The 24,859-nt window shown below is 65.7% G+C and carries 14 protein-coding genes and 2 pseudogenes; 11 read left to right on the top strand and 5 right to left on the bottom strand.

The features are described 5' to 3' along the window. Window positions 1-101: 101 nt before the first annotated feature. Together ACIDOCELLA78_RS97620 and ACIDOCELLA78_RS97615 are read right to left on the bottom strand one after the other, a co-directional pair. Window positions 102-434 (bottom strand): hypothetical protein, encoded by a 333-nt coding sequence (locus ACIDOCELLA78_RS97620; RefSeq protein WP_201727498.1) that lies wholly within the window; start codon window positions 432-434, stop codon window positions 102-104. A 356-nt stretch (window positions 435-790) separates the two neighbouring features. Further along, window positions 791-1,408, bottom strand: a pseudogene (locus tag ACIDOCELLA78_RS97615) (transposase); the annotation flags it as partial. A gap of 555 nt (window positions 1,409-1,963) precedes the next feature. Between ACIDOCELLA78_RS97615 and ACIDOCELLA78_RS97610 the strand changes: the two are divergent. Then, window positions 1,964-2,827, top strand: a pseudogene (locus ACIDOCELLA78_RS97610) (IS110 family transposase); the annotation flags it as partial. Between the two features lie 275 nt (window positions 2,828-3,102). Here ACIDOCELLA78_RS97610 and ACIDOCELLA78_RS97605 read toward each other — a convergent pair. The 3 genes from ACIDOCELLA78_RS97605 to ACIDOCELLA78_RS97595 all read right to left on the bottom strand — a co-directional run bounded on the left by ACIDOCELLA78_RS97605 (window position 3,103) and on the right by ACIDOCELLA78_RS97595 (window position 8,312). Continuing rightward, window positions 3,103-5,775, bottom strand: coding sequence for a plasma-membrane proton-efflux P-type ATPase (locus ACIDOCELLA78_RS97605; RefSeq protein WP_201727496.1), 2,673 nt, complete (start codon window positions 5,773-5,775; stop codon window positions 3,103-3,105). Window positions 5,776-5,904: 129 nt separating this feature from the next. Continuing rightward, on the bottom strand, window positions 5,905-8,085 hold the full coding sequence (locus ACIDOCELLA78_RS97600) for a DUF3141 domain-containing protein (RefSeq protein WP_249674907.1): 2,181 nt from the start codon (window positions 8,083-8,085) through the stop codon (window positions 5,905-5,907). Further along, entirely contained in the window at window positions 7,980-8,312 is a 333-nt protein-coding gene (locus ACIDOCELLA78_RS97595; protein ID WP_374223213.1) for a DEAD/DEAH box helicase family protein, read from the bottom strand. The genes ACIDOCELLA78_RS97600 and ACIDOCELLA78_RS97595 overlap by 106 nt, the downstream gene beginning before the upstream one ends. Here ACIDOCELLA78_RS97595 and ACIDOCELLA78_RS97590 point away from each other — a divergent pair. The 10 genes from ACIDOCELLA78_RS97590 (at window position 8,244) to ACIDOCELLA78_RS97545 (ending at window position 24,846) form a co-directional block, all read left to right on the top strand. After that, window positions 8,244-8,414 carry a hypothetical protein gene (locus ACIDOCELLA78_RS97590; protein ID WP_249674999.1) on the top strand — a complete coding sequence of 57 codons (171 nt, stop codon included), beginning with the start codon at window positions 8,244-8,246 and terminating at the stop codon, window positions 8,412-8,414. The two genes, ACIDOCELLA78_RS97595 and ACIDOCELLA78_RS97590, sit on opposite strands and share 69 nt — an antisense overlap. Window positions 8,415-8,771: 357 nt before the next feature. Beyond that, window positions 8,772-9,449, top strand: coding sequence for a hypothetical protein (locus ACIDOCELLA78_RS97585; RefSeq protein ID WP_201727495.1), 678 nt, complete (start codon window positions 8,772-8,774; stop codon window positions 9,447-9,449). Between the two features lie 18 nt (window positions 9,450-9,467). Beyond that, window positions 9,468-9,884 (top strand): hypothetical protein, encoded by a 417-nt coding sequence (locus tag ACIDOCELLA78_RS97580; RefSeq protein WP_201727494.1) that lies wholly within the window; start codon window positions 9,468-9,470, stop codon window positions 9,882-9,884. A 190-nt stretch (window positions 9,885-10,074) separates the two neighbouring features. After that, window positions 10,075-11,409, top strand: coding sequence for a DUF3141 domain-containing protein (locus tag ACIDOCELLA78_RS97575; RefSeq protein WP_249674905.1), 1,335 nt, complete (start codon window positions 10,075-10,077; stop codon window positions 11,407-11,409). Between the two features lie 107 nt (window positions 11,410-11,516). Beyond that, window positions 11,517-13,046, top strand: a complete 1,530-nt coding sequence (gene istA / locus ACIDOCELLA78_RS97570) for an IS21 family transposase (RefSeq protein WP_201727493.1) — start codon at window positions 11,517-11,519, stop codon at window positions 13,044-13,046. After that, window positions 13,036-13,830: an IS21-like element helper ATPase IstB gene (gene istB / locus ACIDOCELLA78_RS97565; RefSeq protein WP_013641220.1), complete on the top strand. Its 795-nt coding sequence runs from the start codon at window positions 13,036-13,038 to the stop codon at window positions 13,828-13,830. Before istA ends, istB begins: the two co-directional genes overlap by 11 nt. A 91-nt stretch (window positions 13,831-13,921) precedes the next feature. Then, entirely contained in the window at window positions 13,922-14,116 is a 195-nt protein-coding gene (locus ACIDOCELLA78_RS97560) for a hypothetical protein (RefSeq protein ID WP_201727492.1), read from the top strand. After that, window positions 14,116-15,096, top strand: a complete 981-nt coding sequence (locus ACIDOCELLA78_RS97555) for a F0F1 ATP synthase subunit gamma (RefSeq protein ID WP_201727491.1) — start codon at window positions 14,116-14,118, stop codon at window positions 15,094-15,096. The genes ACIDOCELLA78_RS97560 and ACIDOCELLA78_RS97555 overlap by 1 nt, the downstream gene beginning before the upstream one ends. Before the next feature lie 209 nt (window positions 15,097-15,305). Further along, window positions 15,306-16,379, top strand: a complete 1,074-nt coding sequence (locus ACIDOCELLA78_RS97550) for a universal stress protein (RefSeq protein WP_201727490.1) — start codon at window positions 15,306-15,308, stop codon at window positions 16,377-16,379. Window positions 16,380-16,389: 10 nt separating this feature from the next. Continuing rightward, window positions 16,390-24,846 (top strand): GH36-type glycosyl hydrolase domain-containing protein, encoded by an 8,457-nt coding sequence (locus ACIDOCELLA78_RS97545; RefSeq protein WP_201727489.1) that lies wholly within the window; start codon window positions 16,390-16,392, stop codon window positions 24,844-24,846. Window positions 24,847-24,859: the final 13 nt, after the last annotated feature.

Below are 24,859 nucleotides of genomic sequence, written 5' to 3'. Positions count from 1 at the left end.
GACGGGCGACGCGCGTTCAGCCTCGGCCCCAGGCCGGTCTTGATCCCGGAACAGCAGAGGTTTGTGGGCATCGCGCAGATGCCACTCGACGTAATAGGCCATCATGTAGAGAAAGACGTGGGCACGCACCCGCCGTGATGCACCGGGCAGAACGCGAGATCGACCGATTTGAGGGTCTGGAATGCCCGTTCCACGCGGGAGAGATCCTTGTAGGCCGACACCGCCTCGGTCTCGATCATGACGTCCGCGCTCACACCGGTGCGGATGACATAGATGCCGTCGAAAGCCGCCTCCCGCGCGATACTGGCCTCGCTGCGCCGGAAATCAAAGCGGCTTGCGGTGATGGTGAGATCGAAATGCTTGGCCATCTTGTGCTTGTTGATGACGGCTCCCACCGCCAGCCCGATCGCCGCTTCGCCATGAAGGTGGGGCACGCCTGCGCCGTGTGGCATCCCGGATTTGTGACAGGTCCGTCTCGGTGGCCGCCAGCAGCACCTCGCGCTTGCCCGGCGTTCGTCCGCAAGGGTCGCGTTGCGACAGGCAAACAGCCGCTCGCCCGGATAATCGGGCGACGTGATCACGGCCATCCAGTAGGAGATTTGCCCGACCCTAGCAGCCTGTCGGAGTTAGCTTTGGGATGTTTGGCGGGACGAAGTCATTGGCGCCTGCATGAGGGTTCCCGCTGCGTGACTGGATAGCGGAATCCGCGTTTGAGACCTCGGCCGGTGTGCCGACGATCACTGCGCCCCTCACAGGCGTCCCAAATCGACGCAAAAGGGCATGATCTGGCTCAGTTTGCCTCTGCCAGGGCGAACATCCGCTTCATGTTCCACGCCATGGTCACGAGGCTCCATTCTCCGCGGACCTTGTCGAGGCCACGCAGCAGGAACTGGCGGAACCCGAGTACCGATTTTATGATGCCGAATACTGGTTCAGGAGTTTGCTTGCGCAGAGCGTAGCGCTTTTTGCCTTCTTTCGTCTGGAGCCGATGACGCATTGATGCAACCGGCGTGGGATCCTCCGGCGGCACCGGGTCTTCTGCGAACCGTTCGGCCAGCGAGGGATGATGCGCTTCACGCCCCATCGCGATCACCGGTTCAATCCCCGCGGCGGCGCAGGCGTTCACATTGCCCTCGCTAAAATAACCGTTGTCGGCCAGCAACTCTTCGATTTTGCCAAGTGCGGCAGGCAGTTCAGCAATCTTGTCCAACATCGGCTCAAGCTGCTGCTTGTCATTCGGCGCCTGCACTACATCGGTGGCCACCACCAGCAGGCTGTCCGCCGACACCACCGCCTGCGCGTTGTAGCATTGCTCAAACCCGCCGCCCGCTACTGGCATGATCCGCGATTCCTCGTCCGTCAGATTGACCTGATCGCTCGGTAGCGGGCCCTCCACTGGCGGCTGCGGCACCAATGCCCACGACAAGGAATCGCCCCGGCGTTGTCATGGCTGCTATATCTGATACCGCTTGGTGGCGCGTTTGCTGGGCGGCAGGCTGCGGCGGTTTCATGGCGCCGATACTCCTGTCCCGGATCAATTACCCAACCAATACGCTGTCTCACCCAAAATGACAACGAATTGATCCGAAGCTGCCGGGTATGCCTTTGGCCCATAATAGGCTCCGATCCTGCATCGTCGCCGCGCGGATTTCCATTCGAGTGGCCGGACTCCGCGAAACCAATCGCCCCATCAATGATGCGCGCTAAGAGGCCATTTCGGAATGAGGGTGTAACGGTTTTGATGAGGGGTTGGATGGTTGGGCCGGCTGTGATTCCGGGCAGGTGTTCGAAGCCTTGCCGGAGACACCATGTGGAGTAAGCGCAGTGGGGACGACCTTTTTGCTGTGATGTCGTCTGAGGCTGCTGTTTGTGGGCATGAGCGACGTCTGTGATTATGGGATGGCCCGCCCCTCTCGTGGCGATCGGGTAGTATCGCCGCTGGTTTGGAGAGAGGAGCAGACCGATGGATATCATGATTCTCGGCATCGATCTTGGGAAGAACTCTTGCAGCGTGGTGGGCATGGACGCCGCCGGCCGGGTTGTTTTGAGGCGGAGACTTCGGCGGGGAACGTTGGAAAGTTTCGTTGGCGAGCTTGGGTCGTGCATTGTGGCAATGGAAGCATGTTGCGGCGCTCATCACCTCGGGCGGATTTTCGCCGCGCGGGGCCACGAGGTGTGGCTGACGTCGCCGGAATATGTCCGTCCGTACGTGAAGGCGCAGAAGAACGATGATCTCGACGCGGAGGCGATCGCAGAGGCTGCGACGCGGCCAACGATGCGTTTCGTGCCGGTGAAGAGCCAGGACCAATCTGATCTCCAGGCTTTGCACCGAGCCCGGGAGCGCCTCGTCTCGGAACGGACGGCGCTGATCAATCACTTGCGGGCGTTGCTGCTGGAGCGAGGGATCGTCGTTCCGCAAGGCCGGAGGAAACTGGAAGCCGAGCTTGAGACATTGGCCGAAGATGGCGGTTTTGCCGCGTTGAGCCCGCGCATCCGGACGTTGATCGAAGATCTTCGGGCGGAATGGCGTTCACTCGACCAGAGGATCACCGGCTTCGACGCCGAGTTCGTTCAGTTGGCTCGTGACGACGTGGCTGTGCGACGTTTGACCAAAATCCCAGGAATTGGAACGATAAATGCTACGGCGCTGGCGGCGGCGGTCGGCGAGGCGCAGGCATTCAAACGTGGGCGAGACATGGCGGCGTGGCTGGGGCTCGTTCCACGGCAAATGACAACGGGTGGAAAACCGCGCCTGCTCGGCATCAGCAAACGCGGCAATCGTTATTTGCGGAAGAACTTGATCCATGGCGCACGAGCGGCGCTGCCCTGCTCACAAAATTTGCAACAGAGCCGTTGTACTTGGGTTTACCGTCCGCTTTACGTGAGCTGGCCTTGCCAACGAACCGATCGACGGACTTCGGTCGCGTCGATATCCGGTCGATCCGAGGCTGGCGTGAAAGAAGCTCCTACAAGAGCGTTTCCAGCGTCTTGGCGATGGGAAGCAGCGTGTTGTCGTAACGCGCACGATAGTCGGCTTCGACGGTCATCTGCCCTTCTCCAGCTTCTCGCTCACAATGGAGCCAACGGTGCTGAACTGCATTTTCACTCAGGTTCGGGCTTCGGCGCTGCCGCGGACTTGCCTTGGATCGTGGCGTCAGGTCCGGCTTCGCTGGTGGCGGTGGCATTGGCACCGACTTCGGTCGTGGCCGTTGGCCTGGCGCGGGAGTCCGGCTCGCGCCTGGCTTTGGCTCGAGTTTCGGGTTCGGGCCTGCTCGCGTCTTTGACCGGATCGAGGAGCCGATACGCCAGCAGTTTCACCGGGTCGGTCACGAGGAACCACGCCAGGGCGTAGGCCCAGACGAACAGGACCAACCGCCAGTCAAGCGGCGCCATGAGCACCCCGAACAGCACCAGCAGAGTGGCCACCGTCCACGCGCCGGTCACCGCGCCCAGGAAGATCGGCGCCGGGCGGATCGACCACCACGGCCCATGGGTGCGGGCCTGAAAGATCGTCATCAGACCGGCGACCGACAACATCAAATACATCATGGTCTGGAGCTGCGGATGGCTGAGATGGAACACGCGATTGCCGAGGAAGAACAGCCCGAACGCGGCAATCGGCCCGACCGCGCCCAGCACCGTGGCGATCCCCAGCACCAGGCGCATGTTCCACACCTCCGGCGCGTTCTTGTAGCGGACGTTGTCATAGGCGATGGATAGGATGGCGCCGTCGTTGAGCAGCGCCAGGAACACGATCATCACCGCCGTCAGCGGATAGAAGTTGAATATCAGGATGGCGAGCGTCATGAACAGCAGCACGCGCAGGGTCTCCGCGATGCGGTAGATCGCGTAGCTGTTCATGTGCTGGAAGATTTTCCGGCTCTCCTGGATCGCGTCGATGATCACCGACAAACCGGGTGTCATCAGCACGATGGCCGCCGCCGCGCGCGCCGCATCCGTGGCGCTTGCGACGGCGATGCCGCAATCGGCCTGTTTCAGCGCCGGCGCGTCGTTCACCCCGTCGCCGGTCATACCGACGATATGGCCGCGACTTTGCAGCGCCGCGACGATGTGGAATTTGTGCTCGGGGAACACCTGCGCGAAGCCCTCGGCATCGTCGATCGCCTTGGCCGCCGCCGGGGTCTTCTGCTGCGCTTCGTCGCCCAGGGTGCTGGCATCGAGGATGTTGCACCCGATGCCGAGCTTGCCGGCGGTCTCCTGCGCGATCGCCAGCGCATCGCCGGTCACCATCTTGACCTTCACGCCCATGCGTTCGGCCGCCGCGATCGTGGCTCTGGCGTCCTCGCGTGGCGGATCGAACAGCGGCAGAACACCAAGGAACTGCCAGTCGCCATCGCCCTCGGCCCGCGCCACGCCCAAGGCCCGAAAGCCGCGCGCGGCGAATTCGCCGACCGCCTTATCGACGGCGGATTTCACCTGCGGGGCATTGGCGGCGAGCGCCAGGATCACCTGCGGCGCGCCCTTCGTCACCTTGAACGCCTTGCCGTCAGGACCGGTGACGGCGGCCTCGGTGCGCTTGTGCACCGGGTCGAATGGCTGGAAATGGCCAGGCTCATAGCCTTTGAGGGCCTGATCGTCTTTCAGCCCGCCCAGAACCGCCAGATCGATGGTGTCGTCATTGTCGACGCGCGACGCCAAAGCGCCGGCCAGCACCACCTCCGCCGGCGTGACGCCATCGACGCCGAACGGATCGCCCAGCGTGAGCTTGTTCTGCGTCAGCGTGCCGGTCTTGTCCGCGCACAGCACATCGACGCCCGCCAGCTCCTCGATCGCCACCAGCCGTGTGACGACCGCCTTCTTTCTGGCCAGCATGCGCGCGCCGACCGCCATCGTCACTGACAGAACCGTCGGCATCGCCACCGGAATCGCCGCCACCGTCAGCACCAGGGCGAACTGCAGTGTGGTGAGGATCGGATCGCCGCGGATTACTGCGACGGCGATGATCGCCGATACCATGACCATCGCCAGGATGATCAGATAATTGCCGATCTTCAGGACCGCGCGTTGGAAATGGCTGACGCTCTTCGCCCCCTGCACCAGCTCGGCCGTTCTGCCGAAATAGGTCTTCGCGCCGGTGGCATAGACCAGCGCGCCGATCTCGCCCCGACGAATGATCGAGCCGGAAAAGATCGCCTCGCCGGATTTGCGGGTGGCCGGCAGCGACTCGCCGGTCAGCGCCGACTGGTCCACCTCCACCGGGTCGCCGTCCAGCAGGCGCGCATCCGCCGGCACGATGTCGCCCAGGCGAACGCGAATGACGTCGCCCGGCACCAGCTCCCGCGCCGCCGGCGCGACCCACTTGCCGTCCCGCAGCACCCTTGTCTTGACCGCCAGCGTGGCCTTCAGGGCGGCGATCGCGTTTCCCGCCTCGTGCTCTTCCCAGAATCCGACAAGGGCGTTGGCCAGCAGCAGCACCAGGATGATCACGAAGTCCGGCCAATGCCGCGCGACCGCCGACAGGATCACCGCCACTTCGATCATCCACGGGATCGGCCCCCAGAAATAGCCGAGGAAGGTCAGCAACTCGCTGGTCTTCTTCTCCTCGATCTCGTTCGGACCATACTGCTTCAGGCGCCGTTCCGCCTCGGCCTGGCTGAGACCGTCGGGCGAGGAGCGCAGCTCTTTCTCGACCGCCGCCAAAGGCAGCGTCTTCAAATCGTCCTTCGCCTCGGATTTCGATCCCGCCTTGGCCACGGCTTCGGCGTTCGGCTTGGAGGCGGGCGCGTCGGCGTGACCGACAGCGGTCTTCGTCATGTCTCATCGTCCTGTCTGCGCCGCGCCTCGCGTCGGGTGAGCCGCGGCATGGTTGATGTCACGCCTGGGTCACCAGGGCATTGCCATCGTCACGCGCCGTCCCGCTCGCCGAGATCGGGCACGTTCGATTCAGTGCGACACCGCCTGCGGCTTTCCCGAGGCCGCGGCGGTGGCGGTCGGGCGGCGCGGTGGCGGCGCCAGCGCTTGTTTCAGTCGGAGCAGGCGGTCGCTCTCGGCCGAACTCGGCGGGCCGGCCGCGCCGACGATCGCGCGCACCTGGCTCAGCAGCGCTGTCCGCGCGTCCGCCTCAGGTACCAGCACAGCGAGCGCCGCCATCGCCTGCTCGCGCTCGAGCTGCAGCAGGAATGCCTGATCCCGCACCACCGCCTTGAACGCGGCAAGCGACAGGTGCATGACCGTCCGGCGCGCGGCGTTGAGCGCGAGCGCGCAGCGCTGGTCGAGCACGTGGTCGGCCGCGAGCACGTAGAGCACCGCCCTGGTCAGCGCTTCGTCGAAGCCGCCGGACTTGAGCTTGGCGGCGTATGCCTTTGCATGGACCTCCTGCAGCGCCCGTTGTTCGGGGGACGGGCCGGGCGGTGGCCTTGCTTCGGTCCTGTCCGTGATGCCGAGCAGCGCCTGCACGAACGGCGAGCCATAGACACCGAAGAAGACCTGCTCGGCCATCATGTCCCGCGCGGCGCGGTAGGCATCCAGTCCGGCGATGATCTGGTCGGAAACCTGCGTCTGCAGCGCGAGGAACGGATTGTCGGCCGCCACCGGCCGGCGCGCCGCGTCCACGCCGGCGGCCATCGTCCGCACAACCTGCATCCATGGATTGCGGTCGGCAAAGATCGTGTAGCTCAGCCGCAGCGGATTCAGGGCGCGGGTGAGGTCGGCCATCGGCTGGTTCGCGAGCGCGCGCACCAGCGGCTGGAGGACCCTGCGATAGGCCGCGAGGTTGAGGGCCGACAGGCGCGCGACGGCGGCGAAGGCGCGATCGTCCTCGGAGCTGTTGCGCCCAAGCGCGCAGATGTCGTCGAGTGGGCGGGTCTCGAAGCGGGCGATCCAATCGCCGGTGACGAAGCCGCCACGCGGCGTTTCGGCCGGCCGCGGCGAAATGATCATTTCATGCAGACCCGGCGGCAGGCAGTCGATGACATCCATCATCTGTACGAACTCCTCGTCCTGCTCGGCGCCCACCTTGGTGGAGACGAAGATGGCGAGATGCCCGATCTTGTGGTCCAGACAATAGACGATCGTCTGATCGGCGGCACGGATCTCATCGACGCTGCGATACAGATCGAGAATCCAGCCAAGCGACTGCGGCGGCGGGCTGATGTTGTCGGCGGTCGAGGCGAAAGCGATGATCGGCGATCTGATGTTGCGAAGATCGAAGATCCTGCCATCGCTCGACGCCAACTGACCGCGCGTCAATTTATCGCCGATGAACAAATTGTCGACGAGGAACTGCAATTCATCGCCGTTGAGCTGGATGAAGTCGCCCCACCACTTCTCGAATGCGAGGTAGCGCGCGCCGCCGGTGTCGATGTGGGTATAGACGTCATACTGCTTGCCCCACAGCCAGTTCGCCGGGTTCAGGCTGTCGAAGTTCATCACCAGCGCGGTGCCGTCGAACCTGCCGCGGCCGAGATCGCTGGTCATCGCGGTCAGCCAGCTGCCGCCGAGCAGACCGCCGGCATAGCGCATCGGATACTTGCCGTGCACGCCCTGCCAGTACGACATCGGCGAGCCGGCGACGAGGCACGGCCCGAACAGGTCCGGCCGCAGCATCGCCACCATCAGGGTCTGGTAGCCCGCCTGGCAGTTGCCGATCGCGAACGGACGCGGTGCGCCGGGATGCAGCGCGACGACGCGCTCGAAGAACGCCACCTGACCTTCGACGACGTCGAGGAATTGCTGGCCAGGTTCGGGCGTCGCCGCGAAGCTGATGAAGTAGACCGGATGCCCGGCGTGCCCGATCGCGGGCAGCGTCCAGATCTCGACGGCGGGCGGTCGATCGGGCCGACCCCAGGTCCGATGCCGATGCCCCGATGCCACCTCGTCGGTCCTCGGCGCCGTATCCTGGCCATGCAGCTCGCCCCATTGCGCCGCAAGTATCTCGGCGTTCGCCGGATCAACCGTGCGGTCTCGGCCGCCTTGCCAGATCGAGACGCGTGGCCACGACCGTCGCGAACGGGCCTGCGTCACTGCACGGACGTCGCCAGCGAGCGCCTGCCGCGACCGAGACATGTTCGCCCGTCGCATGTGAAGCATCGCTGCGACCTGGGTTTGCGCGCAGCCGACTGGCATGCCCGCGACAATGCCCCCGGCAGCGAACACTGCAGGGTATATTGCATGAAGATGATTGGGTGATAGCCGTCCTTGCGGGCCACGGTCGCGGACAAGCCCACCACATACCGTGCCTTCGATCGCCGAGCGACAAGCTCGAAGCTTGCCGCCGACGGGTGATGGCATTCATCGACGATCAGATAGCCATAATCGGCAACTGTGTCCGCGACGTCCCCGTTGCGGACCAGGCTCTGGATGAGCGCGACTTCGATGATGCCGGGCGGATTGCCCACATCCTCGCCGGCCTCAAGGCGGTCCGCTATCAGATCGCCGGCCGGACAATTGTTTAGAAGACCAAAATCAGCCCCGAAGCTGCCGAGATCCTTAAAAACCTCGGAATATCAGAGCCAAAGAAGCTACTCACAGTCATCGAACCGTCCCAAGCCAAACCCACCGCTTAGGCACACGCCCCGAATCCGCATCGAAAATCCGCCGCAAAACAGGGGATCTTTCCTCAGGTCTGCCTCATGACCGCGAACCCGGGCATGGCTTTGCAGATATAGCGATCGGCGTCCGGGCGCGCAGAGCCCGTAGATTCCGACCCTGACGCGGATTTCGGAACTGTCCTATGGTCGCCTCATCGCTCAGCCTCGTGGCGGTCGACCATGACCCGCCCATTGCAGCGAACATGAAAGGCGGTAGCCGAAATGGCCCGCGCGCAATTCAATACCCGCTCACCCTTCGATGCGTTCCTGTTCGCACCCATCGGCGAGGACAGCAAAGGCCTGATCGTCAGCGTGCTCTCTGCGCTGGCCAGGCTCGATTTCGACCCCTGGCAGGAAGCCGCCGTGTTCGCGCGGCTGCCGAAGGAAGCCGCTCAGGCGCGGCTGACCAGGATGATCGCCGATCTGCCGAATGCGTCGCCCCTGCAGGCGGAGCCGGGCACCATCGCGACACAGGTGCTTGCCCTCCTGCCCGATCGGCCCGAACCCACGGCAGTTCCCGATGCCACGGCGACCGCCCGCAATTCGACGACCGTGCTGCGCCCGGCCGGGCTGCTGGTCGCCTTGGGTCCGACCGTGCTGCTGATCGCATCGGCGGTCGTCTTCGCCCTGTGGTCGGCCTCGATCATCACGATGGCGAGCCAGCAGGTCCCGACGGCGAAGGCAAGTCAGGTCGATGCACGCGGCGGCAATCGACCCGACGCCGCCCGCGTACCGCTCCCAGCCGCAACCGGCATGGCGGCGGCCGCCGGTGCCGGGCGCGCGACCGACGGCCGAGGGACGTCCACGACTGAAGCTGGAGATGGCGGAGATGCTCATGCTCGAACCGACATGCCGGCTGCTTCGGGACCGGCGACCCGGTCGATCATCTCGCCGCATTGATGGCAAAGGAGGATCGCGATGATGCGGGCAATTGCGGTGATCGCTCTGGTTATGGCGCCGATCGTCGCCGGAGCGGCGCAACCCGAAGAGAAGGCCGCGGCGTATCAGGCGCAGATGCAGCCGATGAGCAGGATCGTCGCGGTCGCCGCGCGCGCCGCCTCGTGCGAGGTGCGAAGTCGGCAGTGGAACGCGCTGATTCAGGGCGCATCGGTGATCCAGGCCTATGCCCTGGCTGGCGCTCTGTGGGGGATGCAGGGCAAGTACCTGTCGCCGGCCGGCCTGGTTCATTTCGAGAAGATGGGCGATGCGCTGCAGCGGATCCGACTTGCCGCAGCCCGGAAGACACCGGATGCCTGCGCAAGTCTTCGCAACGATCCCTCGATCATGCGCAGCCTGGACCATCTGGCCGTAATGGAGGGCTGGCCAGAGCGCTGAATGATGCGCGACCGGCCGCTGGCGGCAGCCGGGCGTCCGGCGGAATGGCGCAGACGGATCGATCGTTGCCGAACCTGTCTGTCGCCGCGTCGGGTAACGCCATGCCTCAACGCAGGATCCGCGCTTTTCCCGGCATCCGGATGGCGCTGCCGCCGGGCTGGGACGTGCAGCCGCGCCGTGCAGCGGGCCGATGGCCGCAAGCAACCAAACCGCCTTGGCGGCCGCCGCGCGATGCGGCGGTTGCGTGGCAATCGCATCCGGGCCCGAGCGACGCCCCAGGGAGATCGGGATGACCATTGATTTCGCAGCGCGACACAAGCCGGCGCCGGGCAGGGCCGGGCACGGACCGGCGACAGCCGACGCCGGCCCTGCGGCGGTCCAGCTTGCCACCGCCTGGCCCGAATACATGATCGACGCGTTCCAGCGCAGCGTTCTGTTCCTCGAGCTGTTGCGGCAGCGTGGCAACGACGAGATCGCGATCACCGCACGGCCGGTGGCGACGGTGTTGCGGTTCGACCATGACCTGGTGATGAGCGGCCAAGCGCTGCCGCGGCCGATGAACTACTCGCTGCTGCGCATCACGCCACCGCCAGGGGTGATTACCGACCCACGCAAGCGGCCGGTCGTGGTGGTGGACCCGCGGGCCGGCCAGGGTCCCGGCATCGGCGGCTTCAAGGCGGAGAGCGAGATCGGCGACGCCCTGGACGCCGGGCATCCGGTCTACTTCATCAGCTTCGCGGCGACGCCCGAACCTGGCCAGCAATTCCTCGACGTCGTCGAAGGTCAGGTGGCGTTCTTCGAGCGCGTCGTCGCGCTGCATCCCGGCGCACCGCGTCCGTTCGCGATCGGCAACTGCCAGGCGGGCTACCAGACCCTGATGGTGGCGATGCTGCGGCCGGACCTGTTCGGGCCGTGCCTCGTCGCCGGCTCGCCGATGTCGTACTGGCAGGGCGTGCACGGCAAGTATCCGATGCGCTATGCCGGCGGTCTGCTCGGCGGCAGCTGGCTGACCGCGATGACCAGCGATCTCGGCCGCGGCAGGTTCGACGGCACCGCGCTGGTGATGAACTTCGACAGCCTGAACCCGGCGAACTGGCTGTGGGGCAAGCAGTATGACGTCTATACCCACATCGACACCGGCGGCGCGCGCTACCTCGCATTCGAGAAGTGGTGGGGCGACTTCATCCAGCTCAACGGCGATGAATTGCAGTTCCTCGTCGACAATTTGTTCATCGGCGATAAATTGACGCGCGGTCAGTTGGCGTCGAGCGATGGCAGGATCTTCGATCTTCGCAACATCAGATCGCCGATCATCGCTTTCGCCTCGACCGCCGACAACATCAGCCCGCCGCCGCAGTCGCTTGGCTGGATTCTCGATCTGTATCGCAGCGTCGATGAGATCCGTGCCGCCGATCAGACGATCGTCTATTGTCTGGACCACAAGATCGGGCATCTCGCCATCTTCGTCTCCACCAAGGTGGGCGCCGAGCAGGACGAGGAGTTCGTACAGATGATGGATTGTTGATTTCCGCTGAGATCTGACCCGGGAAGGCCGGATTTTTCCACTGAGATTTGACCCATGTTTGACTGTTTCCCCGTCTGGAAGAGGCGGGGGCGAACGGAGTGTTGGACATGGCGTTTTTGAGCATTATCCGCCGGTGGCATAAGCGTGAGCATGTGCCGATCCGAGAGATTTCCCGGCGCACAGGCGTGTCGCGGAACACGATCCGCAAATATCTTCGGTCTGATGTGATTGAGCCGAAGTTTCAGGTTCCGGACCGGCCGAGCAAGCTTGATCCTTATGCCGAGAAGCTTTTGGCGTGGCTGCGCCGTGAAGCTGGCCGGCCGCGCAAGCAGCGGCGGACGGTCAAGCAGCTATACGGTGATCTCGTCAGCCTGGGCTATGACGGTTCCTACAATCGTGTGGCGGCCTTTGCCCGGGCTTGGAAGGGGGAGTGCCAACGGCTGCAGCAGACCGCCGGCCGGGGAACCTTCGTGCCCTTGGCCTTTGCGCCTGGCGAGGCGTTCCAGTTTGACTGGAGCGAAGATTTTGCGATCATCGGTGGCGTCCGCGTCAAGTTGCAGGTGGCGCACACCAAACTGTCGCATAGCCGGGCGTTCATTGTTCGGGCCTATCTGCTGCAGACACATGAGATGTTGTTCGACGCGCATAACCACGCCTTCCAAGCTCTCGGCGGCGTACCGCGGCGCGGGATTTACGACAACATGCGCACCGCCGTTGACAAGGTCGGCCGTGGCAAGGAGCGCAGCGTCAACGCCCGCTTCCTGGCGATGACCAGCCATTATCTCTTCGAGGCCGAGTTCTGTAATCGGGCCGCCGGTTGGGAGAAGGGGCAGGTTGAGAAGAACGTCCAGGATGCACGCCACCGCCTGTGGCAGTCCATGCCTCCGTTCGAAAGCTTGGACGCCCTGAACGACTGGCTGGAGCGGCGCTGCCGGGAGCTGTGGGAGCAGACCGCGCATGGCAACGAGCCGGGAACCATTGCCGATGTCTGGGCCAGCGAGGTTGAGAGCCTCATGCCTGTGGGCCGTCCGTTCGATGGGTTCGTGGAACACACCAAGCGGGTCTCCTCGACCTGCCTGATCCACTTGGAGCGTAACCGCTACAGCGTGCCGGCCTCTTTTGCCAACCGGCCGGTCAGCCTGCGGGTCTATCCCGACAGGCTGGTGGTGGCGGCGGAGGGGCAAATCATCTGCGAGCATCCGCGCATCATCGACCGGACGCACAACGGCCCAGGGCGCACTGTGTATGACTGGCGGCATTATCTGGCGGTGATCCAGCGCAAGCCGGGCGCCTTGCGCAACGGTGCGCCGTTCCTGGAATTGCCCGATGCCTTCAAGCGGCTGCAGCAACATCTCCTGCGCCGTCCTGGCGGTGACCGGGAGATGGTGGAGATCCTGGCCCTGGTGCTGCACCATGACGAGCAGGCGGTGTTGGTGGCGGTGGAACTGGCGCTGGAGGACGGCGTGCCGTCCAAGACGCATATCATCAACCGGCTCCACCGGCTGATCGACGGCAAACAGGCTCCGCTTCCGGTCATCACCGCGCCACAGGCACTGACATTGGCCAATGAACCCAAGGCTGACGTCGAGCGCTACGATAGCTTGCGCCAATCTGAGGAGGCCCGCCATGCGTCATGATCCCGCCACCGGCGCGCTCGTCATCATGCTGCGCAGCCTCAAAATGCACGGCATGGCACAGGCCGTCGATGAACTGGCCCAGCAGGGTGCCCCGGCCTTCGAAGCCGCCATCCCGGTACTCTCCCAGTTGCTCAAGGCCGAGACCGCTGAGCGCGAGGTCCGCTCCATGGCCTATCAGTTCAAGGCCGCCCGCTTCCCGGCCTATCGCGACCTGGCCGGCTTCGACTTCGCCAGCAGCGAGGTCAATGAGGCCCTGGTCCGCCAGTTGCATCGTTGCGACTTCATCGAACCCGCCGACAATGTCGTGCTCGTCGGCGGCCCGGGCACGGGCAAAACCCACATCGCCACCGCGCTCGGCGTGCAGGCCGTCGAGCATCACAAAAAGCGCGTCCGCTTCTTCTCCACCGTCGAGCTGGTCAATGCTCTGGAGCAGGAAAAAGCTCAGGGAAAGGCTGGGCAAATCGCCGGCCGTCTGATCCATGCCGACCTCGTCATCCTCGATGAGCTTGGCTATCTGCCCTTCAGCGCCTCAGGCGGAGCTTTGCTGTTCCATCTGCTCAGCAAGCTCTACGAGCGCACCAGCGTCGTCATCACCACCAACCTGAGCTTCAGCGAATGGTCCGCCGTCTTCGGCGACGCCAAGATGACCACCGCGCTCCTCGATCGCCTCACCCACCACTGCCATATCCTCGAGACCGGAAATGACAGCTTCAGGTTCAAAAATAGCTCCGTGCAGAAATCCCAAAAACGAAAGGAGAAAAATCCAGCCTTGACCCCATCATGAAACTCAAATCATAAACTATGGGCGGGTCAAATCTCGATGGAATTCCCGGGTCAGATCTCAGCGGAAATCAACAGTCGCCCATCAGATCGCGTTGCTGCTGGCCGTGGCCGAGGGGCTGTTCGATTCCATTGCCGTCGACGGGATGGCCGCAGCGGCCGCCGATGTCATCCGGGCGGTGAGCGCAACTGAGGAAGCGGGAGAGATCGCGGCCGGCGCCCCGCTCGAGGGCACACGGCGGGCGGCGATCCTGTCCGCGGCGCGTGCGGCCCTTGGCCAGGAGGTGTGATGGCCACGCTCGAGGAACTGTCCCGCCACATCGAGACCGCCGGGAAACTGCAGGCGGTGGTGCGCACGATGAAGACGATCTCGTCCGTGGCCATCCGCCGCTACGAACTGGCCGAGCAGGCGATGGCGCGCTACCTGGAGACGGTGGAGATGGGCCTGCAGGTCGTCCTTCGCGCGCTCGATGGCGCCGAGATCGAGAGCCGTGCACCCAGGCGCGGCCGCACGGCGGTGATGCTGGTCGGCTCCGAAATCGGCCTTTGCGGCGCCTTCAACGAAAGGCTCGTGGCTTTCGCACTGGACAGCCTTGCCACTTCCGGCGCGGCGGTCGAAACCCGCCTCGTGCTGACGATCGGGTCGCGCGTCGATGCAAGCTGGCGCGCCGCGGCCGAACCGCCGGACGGCCATCAGCAGGCCCCCGCGACGCTGGAGGGGCTGTCGCACACGGTCGGCGCGGTGCTGACCCGTCTCGATCACTGGCAGGAGAATGAGGGCGTCGATCAACTGGTGCTGTTTTACCAGCGCCCGGGCGAGATGGGAGCGGTTACGCCGGTGCAAACCCGCCTGCTGCCGCTCGATCCGGCCTGGCTTGCCGGGCTGCGCGCGCGACATTGGCCGTCGCATCGCCTGCCGGTCCCGCTAGGGGCGCCGGAATTGCTCTTTCGCAGGCTGGTGCGCCAGCTCCTGTTCGCCCGCGTCTTCACCGCGATCATCCAGTCCCAGACGGTCGAACACGCCGAGCGTCTCGAGGCCATGCAGGCGGCCGACCACAGCATCGCCGAGAAGATCGATGAGCTGCACATCGAGCATCGGCGGATCCGGCAGAACGCGATCACCTCGGAACTCCTCGACATCGTCTCGGGCTACGGTGCCATCATGGATGAGGAACCTGAAGAAGCGGCGGCAGAGAAGGATGCGCAAGCGGTAGTCCGCACGGCACCGCCGCATCCTGCCCCCTCGTCGCGCGCGGGATCGCGAACATAGCACTGAGGCAGAACCGCTCGAAGCCTGCCCACCCGCCTCCCGTGCCGCTGCCGCAACGGCATTCGGCGCGCCGCCCGCCCTGTTTCGGAATTCCGGGCGACATCCCGATCCGGACCGATACAGTCGTCGCGACAGAACATTGACGCAGGTCAATGTCGCGCATGGCGGCTTGGACTAGCATTTTTTTCTCATGCAGAGGCGAGGGCGCCATGACGAGCGAAGCTTTCGCCTTGGAAGGTTCGATGATGACGAATCCACCGGCCAATCGAGATTCCGGCATACCTGCCGAAGCGCCCTCCGCAACTCATCCTTCCACCGCGCCTCCGCGCATAATGGCATGTGTCGACACCTCGGCCATGGGGCGGAAGGTGATGGCGCATGCGGCCGCGATCACGCAAGCACTGGACGGCGAGCTGACCCTGATCAGGGTCATCGAGACGCAACCGGCGGGCGGATCCCCGCCCGATCCGGTCGAATGGGAAATCCACCGCCGCGAGACGTGGGAGGCCATGCTGCAGATCGTGGCGGCACAGGACATCGCGCCGGCACGGATCCAGGCACAGGTCATCGAGGGCGAACCGGGCGAACAGATCGCGTTATGGGCCCGCGACCACGATGTCGACCTCACGGTGCTTTGTACACAGGGCGAGGACCAGGCGACGACCGGAAGTCACGGCAACACGGCACGCAGCGTCATCGCCCATGCGATCGGCTCGGTGTTGCTGGTGCCCGATGGCGTCGCCGATGGCGGCCCCGTTGCGTATCGGAAGATCCTGGTGCCACTTGACGGATCGTGCCGGGCCGAGAGCGCTGTGCCCATGGCCGTCCGCCTGGCACGCGCCCGGGAGGGAGAAATCGTGTTCGTTCATGTGGTGCCAGTTCCGGAACTGACCGAAATCGGGCCGCCAGAGACCGAAGCTCGGGAACTGTCCGACACCCTCGTCCGCCGCAACGAACGGGTGGCGCGGGAGTATCTCGACCGGACCCGGAGCCATCTGGCGGATCAGGGTATCCATGCCCGCAGCCTCGTGCTCCGGGGCGGCGACGTCCGCAGGCGCCTCGCACGGGCCATCGTTGACGAGGCGGCGGACCTTGTTGTCCTGTCATCGCATGGCCGCAGCGGCTATGTGGACGTTCCGCACGGCAGCACCGCGGCGTATCAGATCGACCATCCGACAACGCCGCTTTTGATCGTGCGCCCCCGGACGGCGCGGTCGCAGCGCCACCCGGTTCCTGCGCCGACATGCGCACGCCACCGCGTATCTGACCAGGCCTCGCCCTGAGGCCGCGGGAATGGATACGGACCCGGATCTGATCAGAACGACAGCCGGGGAACTCCGGGACCTGCACCGGGTCAGCAATCAGGCGCCGGAAGCCATTGCGGCTTGGCAGCACATCACGGCGCTTGCAGCTTGGCTTGATCGTGCCCGGGCCAGCTGCGCCGATCCGGAACCCGAGGCGACGAAAGCGGCCGACTGGCTGCTGGACAACGACTATCAGGTCCTTCGCGCGGCCCGACAAATTCGCGAGGATCTGCCGCGGGCTTTCTACAGAAGGTTGCCGCGTCTGGCCGGGCCCGGGAATGACGAAGGTCTGCCGCGAATCTTCTATCTTGCGCACGGGTTGCTGCGCGCCTGCCGGCTGCAGGTTTCGCTTTCGGCTGCCGTACGGTTCATCCGCGCCTACCAGGAAGAGGCACCCCTCACGATCGCCGAGTTGTGGGCGTTCCCGACCATGCTGAGGCTCGCGTGCCTGGAGCTTCTGGTGGCCGCGTTCGCGCGGCTCGTTCCCGGACTGAAGCCACCCTTCGCGCTCTCGTCCTGTGTCGCCATGCTCGGGCCGCTGGACGACACCGAGTGCGTATCGCGTGCGCTGGGCAATCTCGGCGTCATCGACACTGTCTCGTGGAATGATTTCTTCGACAGCTCCAGCCAGGTCGAGGCGATCCTGCAAACTGATCCGGCCCAAATCTATGCGCGCATGGATTTCGAAAGCCGCGACCGTTATCGCAAGGTGATCGAGCAACTCGCGGATGATGTTGCCCGCCCCGAGACGGACGTGGCCCGGGAAGTCATCAACCTGGCGAAGGCCGCGGACCCGTCGCAACAGGCCGGGCATGTGGGCCACTGGCTGATCGGACATCGCCGGGACGAGACGGAGACGGCGATCGGCTACCACCCGTCCCTGGCAGCATCGGCACGAGGCTGGGCGCAGCGGCACCCCGGCCGGCTCTATGCGTCTGCGCTCGTGATCACCGGCGTGGCGGCGCTGCTGCCGCCGGCCTTCTATCTCGCCAGCGCCGACGCGGGGCCGCTTGGGTGGACGTTCGGCATCCTGCTGGCTGTGCTGCCGGCATCCATACTCTCGGTCGCCGTCGTGCACTGGGTCATCACACTGCTAGTGCGACCACGCGTCCTGCCCAAGCTCGACCTCAAGAACGGCATTCCGCCCGAGTGCGCCACCGCGGTCGTCATGCCGATCATCATCGGTGCCACGAGCGAGGTCCCCGGGCTCATCGAACGCCTGGAACTGCACTGGCTCTCCAACCCCGATGCCACGCTCCGCTTCGTGCTGCTGAGCGATCACACCGATGCGCCTGCCGAGCACATGCCCGGTGACGATGCGGTGGACGAGGCGCTGGTGGATGGCATCCGCCGGCTCAACGGGCGGTATGGACAAGGCGGCGACGGCCCGTTTCACCTGCTGCACCGCGCCCGCCGCTTCAACGCCGCCGAAGGAAGCTGGATGGGGTGGGAAAGGAAGCGCGGCAAGCTCGAGCAGTTCAATCGCCTCGTGCTGGGAGACCAGACGCCCGCCTTCCCGCTGCAGGAGGGAGATACCGAAGCCCTTCGCGGGCGGCGCTTCGTCGTCACCGTCGATGCCGACACCATCTTGCCGCCGGGTGCCGTCAATCGTCTGGTGAGCGCATTGGCACACCCGCTGAACAGCCCGGTCATCGATGCGGCTACGGGGCGTGTGCGGTCCGGCTACACCGTGATCCAGCCGCGTGCGGAAATTCGGCCAGATAGCGGCATGCGATCGCTGTTTGCCCAGCTTGCCACGGGGGATACGGCAATCGACATCTACAGCCGGGCCGTTTCGGATGTGTACCAGGATCTCTTCGGCGCGGGGAGCTATGTCGGCAAGGGGATCTACGAGGTCGCGCCGTTCCAAGCGGGCCTCGATGCCAGAGTGCCCGAGAATGCGCTCTTGAGCCACGATCTGTTCGAAGGTGCCCACGGTCGGGTCGCGCTGGCATCCGACATCGTTGTCTATGAAGGCTTTCCCGCCGGCTATCTCGAGTTCAGCCGCCGATGGCACCGTTGGGTGCGCGGCGACTGGCAGTTGCTGCCCTGGCTGTTCAGGCGGGTTCCCGCCGCCCATGGGCAGCGTGTCGAAAACCCGTTGTCGACACTCGATCGCTGGAAGATACTTGACAATCTTCGTCGCAGCCTGGTTCCGATAGCGCTCGTAGCACTCCTCGTGGCCGGCTGGCTGATCCTGCCTGGAAGCCCCTGGGTGTGGACCCTCGTCGCGATCGCCCCGCTCGGTATCGCCCTGTTCACCGAGGTCCTGAGCGATTTCGCGCGCGGCCGCCCGCGCGAACTGATGCGCGGCACGTGGAGGCGCCTGACCGAGCACGCCGGGCGATGGGGGCTGACCATCGTCTTCCTGACGCAGGATGCGGCCATCGCGCTCGATGCCATCGCGCGAACTTTGTGGCGGCTCCTGGTTTCGCGTCAACACCTTCTGGAATGGACTTCAGCCGCTCATTCCGAGATCCATTTCGCCGCCACCCGGTCGCATGCCACCGCCTGGCGGGTGCTGTGGATCAGCCCGTTCGTGGCGATGGCCTGCACGGTCCTGATCGCGGTCAGCGACCCTTGGGCGTTCCCGTCCGCTGCGCCCATACTCCTGCTCTGGATCGCAGCGCCGGGAATTGCCGTGTGGACCAGCCGTTCGTCCCGATTGTCCCGGCCGGACCTGACAACCGACGAGCGCGCCTACCTGCGCCGTCTGGCACGGCGGACGTGGCTCTATTTCGAGGTCTTCGTCGGCCCTGAGCACAACTGGCTGCCACCGGACAATTTCCAGGAGCAACCCTACGCGGAGCTTGCCCACAGAACGTCGCCAACCAACGTCGGCATGATGTTCCTCTCGACGGTCACCGCCTGGGACCTGGGATATCTCGGCTCGAGCGATCTGAACGCCCGTGTCCACGCCGCTCTCGACACGCTTGACCGGCTCGAGCGCTACCGAGGCCATTTCCTCAACTGGTATGACACGAGGCTGCTGCACCCGCTTGAACCGCGTTATGTCTCGACGGTCGACAGCGGGAATTTGGCGCTCTGCCTTGTCACCTTGAAGGAATGCTGCCTGGAGGCGGCGGATGCGCCGGCACTGCGCAGCAAGCTGTGGGACGGTCTGGCCGATACCCTTGGTCTGCTGGCGGAGGCCCTGGAACGCGTTCGGCACGCAGAGGTGGCAGACTTGCGCGCGACCGCTGCAACGCTCGCAGGGTATGCCGTGACGGTTCGCGCAGACCCGGAAAGCTGGCGGACCGCCCTCGTCGGGATCTGCGAGCGTCAGTGTCCCGAACTCGAGGCGATGATCACGGAGACGATCGCAGGCGCGTCCGATGCACTCCCCGCCGGATCGTTGCGCGAACTGCGCATTTGGCTGGAGCGCGTGCACCATCATCTCGCCAGCATGCAGCGGGATCTCGACCGTCTCCACCCCTGGCTGGCCCTGATGGACACGGCCCCGCCGGCATGCGCGGACCTGGTCCGGCAGATGAAGGACGAGCTGTCTCCCGTCTTGCCCCCGGCGAAGGCCGGCGACGCGCGGGCGCGGATACGCAGGGCCGTGGCCGAAGCGGCGGCGCTGGCACCGGATCCGGCGAGCGCGCAATGGTTGTCGGAACTCGATGCCGCGCTCGCCCGCAGCGGCGTTGCACAAGACGGATTGGGCGACAGCCTGCGCGCCCTTGCGGCACGAGCCGACGCCATGGCGACGGCCATGGAGTTCGATCTGCTCTACGATCGGGACTCCAGGCTTTTTCATATCGGCTACAACGCCAGTTCCGACAGGATCGATCCCCACCACTACGACCTCTTCGCGTCCGAGGCGCGGATGGCCAGCTATTTCGCGATCGCGAAACGAGACGTTCCCGCCGAGCACTGGTTCTTTCTCGGCCGCCCGATCACCCGCCTGCGCAGCGGCATGTCGCTCATGTCCTGGAACGGGTCCATGTTCGAATATCTGATGCCCTCGCTCCTCCTGCGCGGTGGCCCCGATACGCTGATGACGCGCAGCGAGCGGACGGCGGTGGATACCCAGCGCCGATACGCCGGCAGTCTCGACATCCCATGGGGCGTTTCCGAATCGGCGTATGCCGTGCTCAATTCTGACCATCACTACCAGTACCATGCCTTCGGCGTGCCCGGGCTCGGCCTGCGCCGCGGGCTGGCGCGGGATCGCGTGGTCGCCCCCTATGCGAGCGCCCTGGCACTTGCCGTTCGTCCGGGCGAGGCGGTGCGGAACCTGCGGACGCTTGAAGAGATCGGACTGTCCGGCACCTACGGCGCGTTCGAAGCCGCGGATTTCACGCCGGAGCGGGTGCCGGTCGGACGCACCTTCGCCACGGTAGGCAGCTACATGGTGCACCACCAGGGCATGATCCTGGCGGCGATCGGCAATGCCGTGCACGACGATATCCTGGTGACCCGCCTGCGCCGGGACCCGCGCATCCGGGCGATCGAACTCCTGCTCGAGGAGCGGGTTCCCTGGGAATTGCCACCGGAACCTGTGCGCGAGCAGGCGGAGGAGGACGAGAGCAAACCCGTCTCGCAGCGCGCCGCGCTGCCGGCACCGCAGGCATGGGCCCCGGCAACCGGGAGCGGCTTCCCCCAGATGAATGTTCTTGGAAATGGCAGCCTGACCTGCTGGATTTCAGAGGCCGGCGGCGGCGCGCTCTGGTGGCGCCGGCAGGCGATCACCCGCTGGCTGCCCGACGCCACGCGCGACGACCATGGGCTGTGGATCTATGTGAACGACGAGGACAGCGGTGCGGTCTGGTCCGTCGGTCGCCAGCCCTGCGGTATCGAGTCGGACGACGCACGGGTGGTGTTTCATGCCCATCTCGCCGCGTTCAACCGCCGCGACCATGAGATCGGCATCGGCATGGAAGTCGCCATCGTGCCCGGTGATGACGTGGAAATCCGCCGCGTGACCGTCGTGAACAACAGCGACCGGCCGCGTGTCGTGCGGCTGAGCAGCTATGGTGAGGTCGTGCTGGCGCCGCCGCTGGACGACGAACGCCACCCCGCGTTCAGCAAGCTGTTCGTCGGCAGCGAGCATGTGGCCCGGTTCGATGGCCTGCTGTTCACCCGCCGGCCCCGCAGCCCCCACGATGCCCCACCGGTGCTGCTGCATCGTGTCGTGTTCGACCGGCCCGACATGGAGCTCGCCGGGTTCGATACCGACCGCCGGTCGTTCCTCGGTCGCGGCGGCGACATGCGGCGCCCGCGCGGCATCGTCGAGGGGCTGGCCGGAACGGTCGGCTGGACGCTCGATCCCGTCATGTCCCTGCAGGTACGGCTCGAACTCGCGCCGCAGGAGCGCCGGCAGTTCGCGTTCCTGACCATGGTGTCCGGCTCCCGCGGGTCGGTCCTGGAACTGGCGGAACGCTACGCCGAACTTACCGCGCTCGACTGGGCGCTGGGTGACGCAGCCGCCGCGGCGGGGCGGGAGGCGCAGCGGATCGGCCTGCGGCCTGAACGCCTGCCGGAAATCGCCACCCTCGCGTCGCTGCTCATTCATCCACATGAGACCTTGCGCGCCACACCGGCCGGGATTGCCGCCAATCGGCTCGGCCAGCCGCGTCTCTGGGGGCTCGGGATCTCGGGCGACCTGCCGATCCTGCTGCTGCGGGCGAGCGGCCAGAATGAAATGGGACTCCTGCCGCTGCTCGTTCGCGCCCTGCAATTCTGGCGGCGACGCGGGCTTCAGGTGGATCTCGTGATCCTGCGGGTGGGCGTCTCGGGATACGAGGAACCCGTGCGCGAGCGTGTTCTTGCCCTGTTGCACGAGGGCGGCGCGCACGAACTGCTCGGCCGTGCCGGCGGAATCCATCTGATCTTTTCCGACCTGATCCATGGCGAGGACCGGGGCCTGCTTGAATCCGTCGCGCGTGTCGTGCTGGACGAGACACAGGGCTCGCTCTCCCGGCAGCTCGAGCGCGCGGCCGAGCCGCGTGCCATGCTGCCGCGCTTCGAGCCGACCGGCGCACCGCCGGTCGCGCCGGCCGACCCGCCACTCACCCGTCCGACCGGCCTGGTGTTCGACAACAATTTCGGCGGCTTCTCCGAGGATGGGCGCGAATATGTCATCCACCTCGAGCCGGGCACGCGAACGCCGTCCCCCTGGAGCAACGTGCTGGCCAACGATGAATTCGGCTGCCTCGTCACCGAGGCCGGTGGCGGGTACACCTGGGCCGTCAACAGCGGGGAAAACCGCCTCACCGCCTGGACCAACGATCCGGTCGCCGATCCACCGAGCGAAATAGTCTATCTGCGCGACGAGGAAACCGCCGAGATCTGGACCCCGACGCCCGAGCCCGCCGGCGCGGATGCCGCCTGCCAGATCCGCCACGGCGCGGGTTACACCATTTGGCGCCAGCACAGTCACGGGCTGGAGCAGGAACTGCTGATTTTCGTGTCGTCCGATCAGCCCGTGAAGCTGGCGCGGCTGCGGTTGCGCAACCTGCGCCCCCGCGCGCGGCGGATCACGGCAACCTATTACGCCGCGTGGCTGCTGGGCGCGCTCGGCAGCATCGTCCGCCCGCAGGTGGTCTGCGACTACGATCCCGAATGCCAGGCCCTGTTCGCACGCAATCCATGGAACCCGGACTTCACCGAACGCGTGGCGTTCCTGACCTCCGACCATGCACCCCACAGCCTTACCACGGACCGTCAGGATTTCCTGGGGCGCGAAGGCCGTCTTGACCGGCCTGCGGGTCTGCTCGGCTGGGATCTGGGCGGCCGCGTCCGGGCCGGCGCCGATCCGTGTGCGGCCTTGCAGGTGCATCTCGATCTTGCCGCGAACGGCGAGGCGGAGGTCGTCTTCGCTCTCGGCCAGGGAAATGATCGCGCGCATGCGGCCGAACTGGCGCAAACCGTTCGCCAGGCAGGATATGCCGATCACGCCTTCGCGGCACTGAACCGCTGCTGGGAGCAACGGCTGGGCGCGGTCCGGGTGCGCACGCCGGATGCGTCGTTCGACCTGCTGGCCAATCGCTGGCTCCTGTACCAGACCCTCGCCTCACGAATCCTGGCGCGGGCGGGGTTCTACCAGGCCGGTGGCGCGCTCGGGTTTCGCGACCAGTTGCAGGACATTCTCGCCCTGTTTCATGTCGCACCGGCGCGGGCGCGCGCTCATATCCTGACCTGCGCGGCCCGGCAGTTCGAGGAAGGCGACGTGCTGCACTGGTGGCACCCGCCGCAGGATCGCGGCGTGCGGACCCGGTGCTCGGACGACCTGCTCTGGCTTCCCTACGTCACGACCCGATACGTCGAAGCGACCGGGGATGCGTCGATCCTGCAGGAAGATGTGGCCTTCCTGCGCGCCGCCCCGCTGCTGGCGGACGAGGACGATCGCTACGCGCAGTTTGATGCGGGACCGGAACGCCGGTCCCTGTTCGAGCACTGCCAGCGCGCCCTGGAGCATGGGGATACGCGCGGCGCGCATGGCCTGCCGCTGATGGGTGCGGGCGACTGGAACGATGGCATGAACCGGGTGGGCGCGCGGGGGCGCGGCGAGAGCGTCTGGCTCGCCTGGTTCGCCATCGCGACGATGCGCGGCTTCGCCGGCCTGGCAACCCGCCTGGAACGCGGCGACCTCGCGACACGCTGGACACGCCGGGCCGAGGAACTCGGAAACGCCATCGAACAGCACGCCTGGGACGGGCAGTGGTATGTGCGCGCATTCGACGATAACGGACAGCCATGGGGCGCCTCCGACATCGCCGAGTGCCGCATCGATTCGATCTCGCAATCATGGGCCGTTCTCGCAGGGACGGGCGTGACGGAGCGGGCGCGCACCGCCGTCGCGGCCGCGGCAGGGGAACTCGTCCGCCCGGACGAGAGGATCGTGCGGCTGCTCTGGCCGCCATTCGACCGTACCTCGCGCGATCCTGGCTACATCAAGGCCTATCCACCGGGAATCCGTGAGAACGGCGGGCAGTACACGCATGCCGCCGCGTGGCTTGGCCTTGCCTGCGTCGGTCTTGGCGACGGCGATCGCGCATGGGAAATCTTCGACCTTCTCAGCCCGATCCGGCATGCCGCGTCGCGGGCCGATGCCGCGCATTATCGGGTGGAACCTTATGTGCTTGCGGCGGATATCGCGAGCGTTGCGCCGCATGCCGGACAAGGCGGATGGAGTTGGTACACCGGCTCGGCGGCCTGGACCCTGCGGCTTGGCATCGAGGGGATCCTCGGGCTGCGGCTACGCAACGGGGCACTCCTGATCGATCCGTGCCTGCCCAGGGCCTGGGGGCTGGCCGAAGCGGAGATCAGGGGGCCGGACGGCGTCCTTTCCATCCGGATCGAAGACCAGGACCATGTCGGCCGCGGCATCGTCGAGACGACCGTGGACGGCGTGATCTTCACAGGTGACGCCATAGGCTTTCCTACCGACGGCGCGGTTCGCCATGTCGTCGTGCGGCTGGGCCAGTCGCCGCCGACCTGAACCTCAGCGCAAT

This window comes from Acidocella sp. C78 (assembly GCF_907164655.1).
The sequence above is the reverse complement of the archived record's forward strand: the minus strand, read 5'-3'. Positions and strand labels throughout refer to the sequence as shown.

Coding starts and splice junctions, on each gene's coding strand:
- ACIDOCELLA78_RS97605 (WP_201727496.1), bottom strand. CDS start 5,775: ATGACGAAGACCGCTGTCGGTCACGCCGACGCGCCCGCCTCCAAGCCG.
- ACIDOCELLA78_RS97600 (WP_249674907.1), bottom strand. CDS start 8,085: ATGCCAGTCGGCTGCGCGCAAACCCAGGTCGCAGCGATGCTTCACATG.
- ACIDOCELLA78_RS97590 (WP_249674999.1), top strand. CDS start 8,244: ATGGCATTCATCGACGATCAGATAGCCATAATCGGCAACTGTGTCCGC.
- ACIDOCELLA78_RS97585 (WP_201727495.1), top strand. CDS start 8,772: ATGGCCCGCGCGCAATTCAATACCCGCTCACCCTTCGATGCGTTCCTG.
- ACIDOCELLA78_RS97580 (WP_201727494.1), top strand. CDS start 9,468: ATGATGCGGGCAATTGCGGTGATCGCTCTGGTTATGGCGCCGATCGTC.
- ACIDOCELLA78_RS97575 (WP_249674905.1), top strand. CDS start 10,075: ATGGCCGCAAGCAACCAAACCGCCTTGGCGGCCGCCGCGCGATGCGGC.
- istA (WP_201727493.1), top strand. CDS start 11,517: ATGGCGTTTTTGAGCATTATCCGCCGGTGGCATAAGCGTGAGCATGTG.
- istB (WP_013641220.1), top strand. CDS start 13,036: ATGCGTCATGATCCCGCCACCGGCGCGCTCGTCATCATGCTGCGCAGC.
- ACIDOCELLA78_RS97555 (WP_201727491.1), top strand. CDS start 14,116: ATGGCCACGCTCGAGGAACTGTCCCGCCACATCGAGACCGCCGGGAAA.
- ACIDOCELLA78_RS97550 (WP_201727490.1), top strand. CDS start 15,306: ATGACGAGCGAAGCTTTCGCCTTGGAAGGTTCGATGATGACGAATCCA.
- ACIDOCELLA78_RS97545 (WP_201727489.1), top strand. CDS start 16,390: ATGGATACGGACCCGGATCTGATCAGAACGACAGCCGGGGAACTCCGG.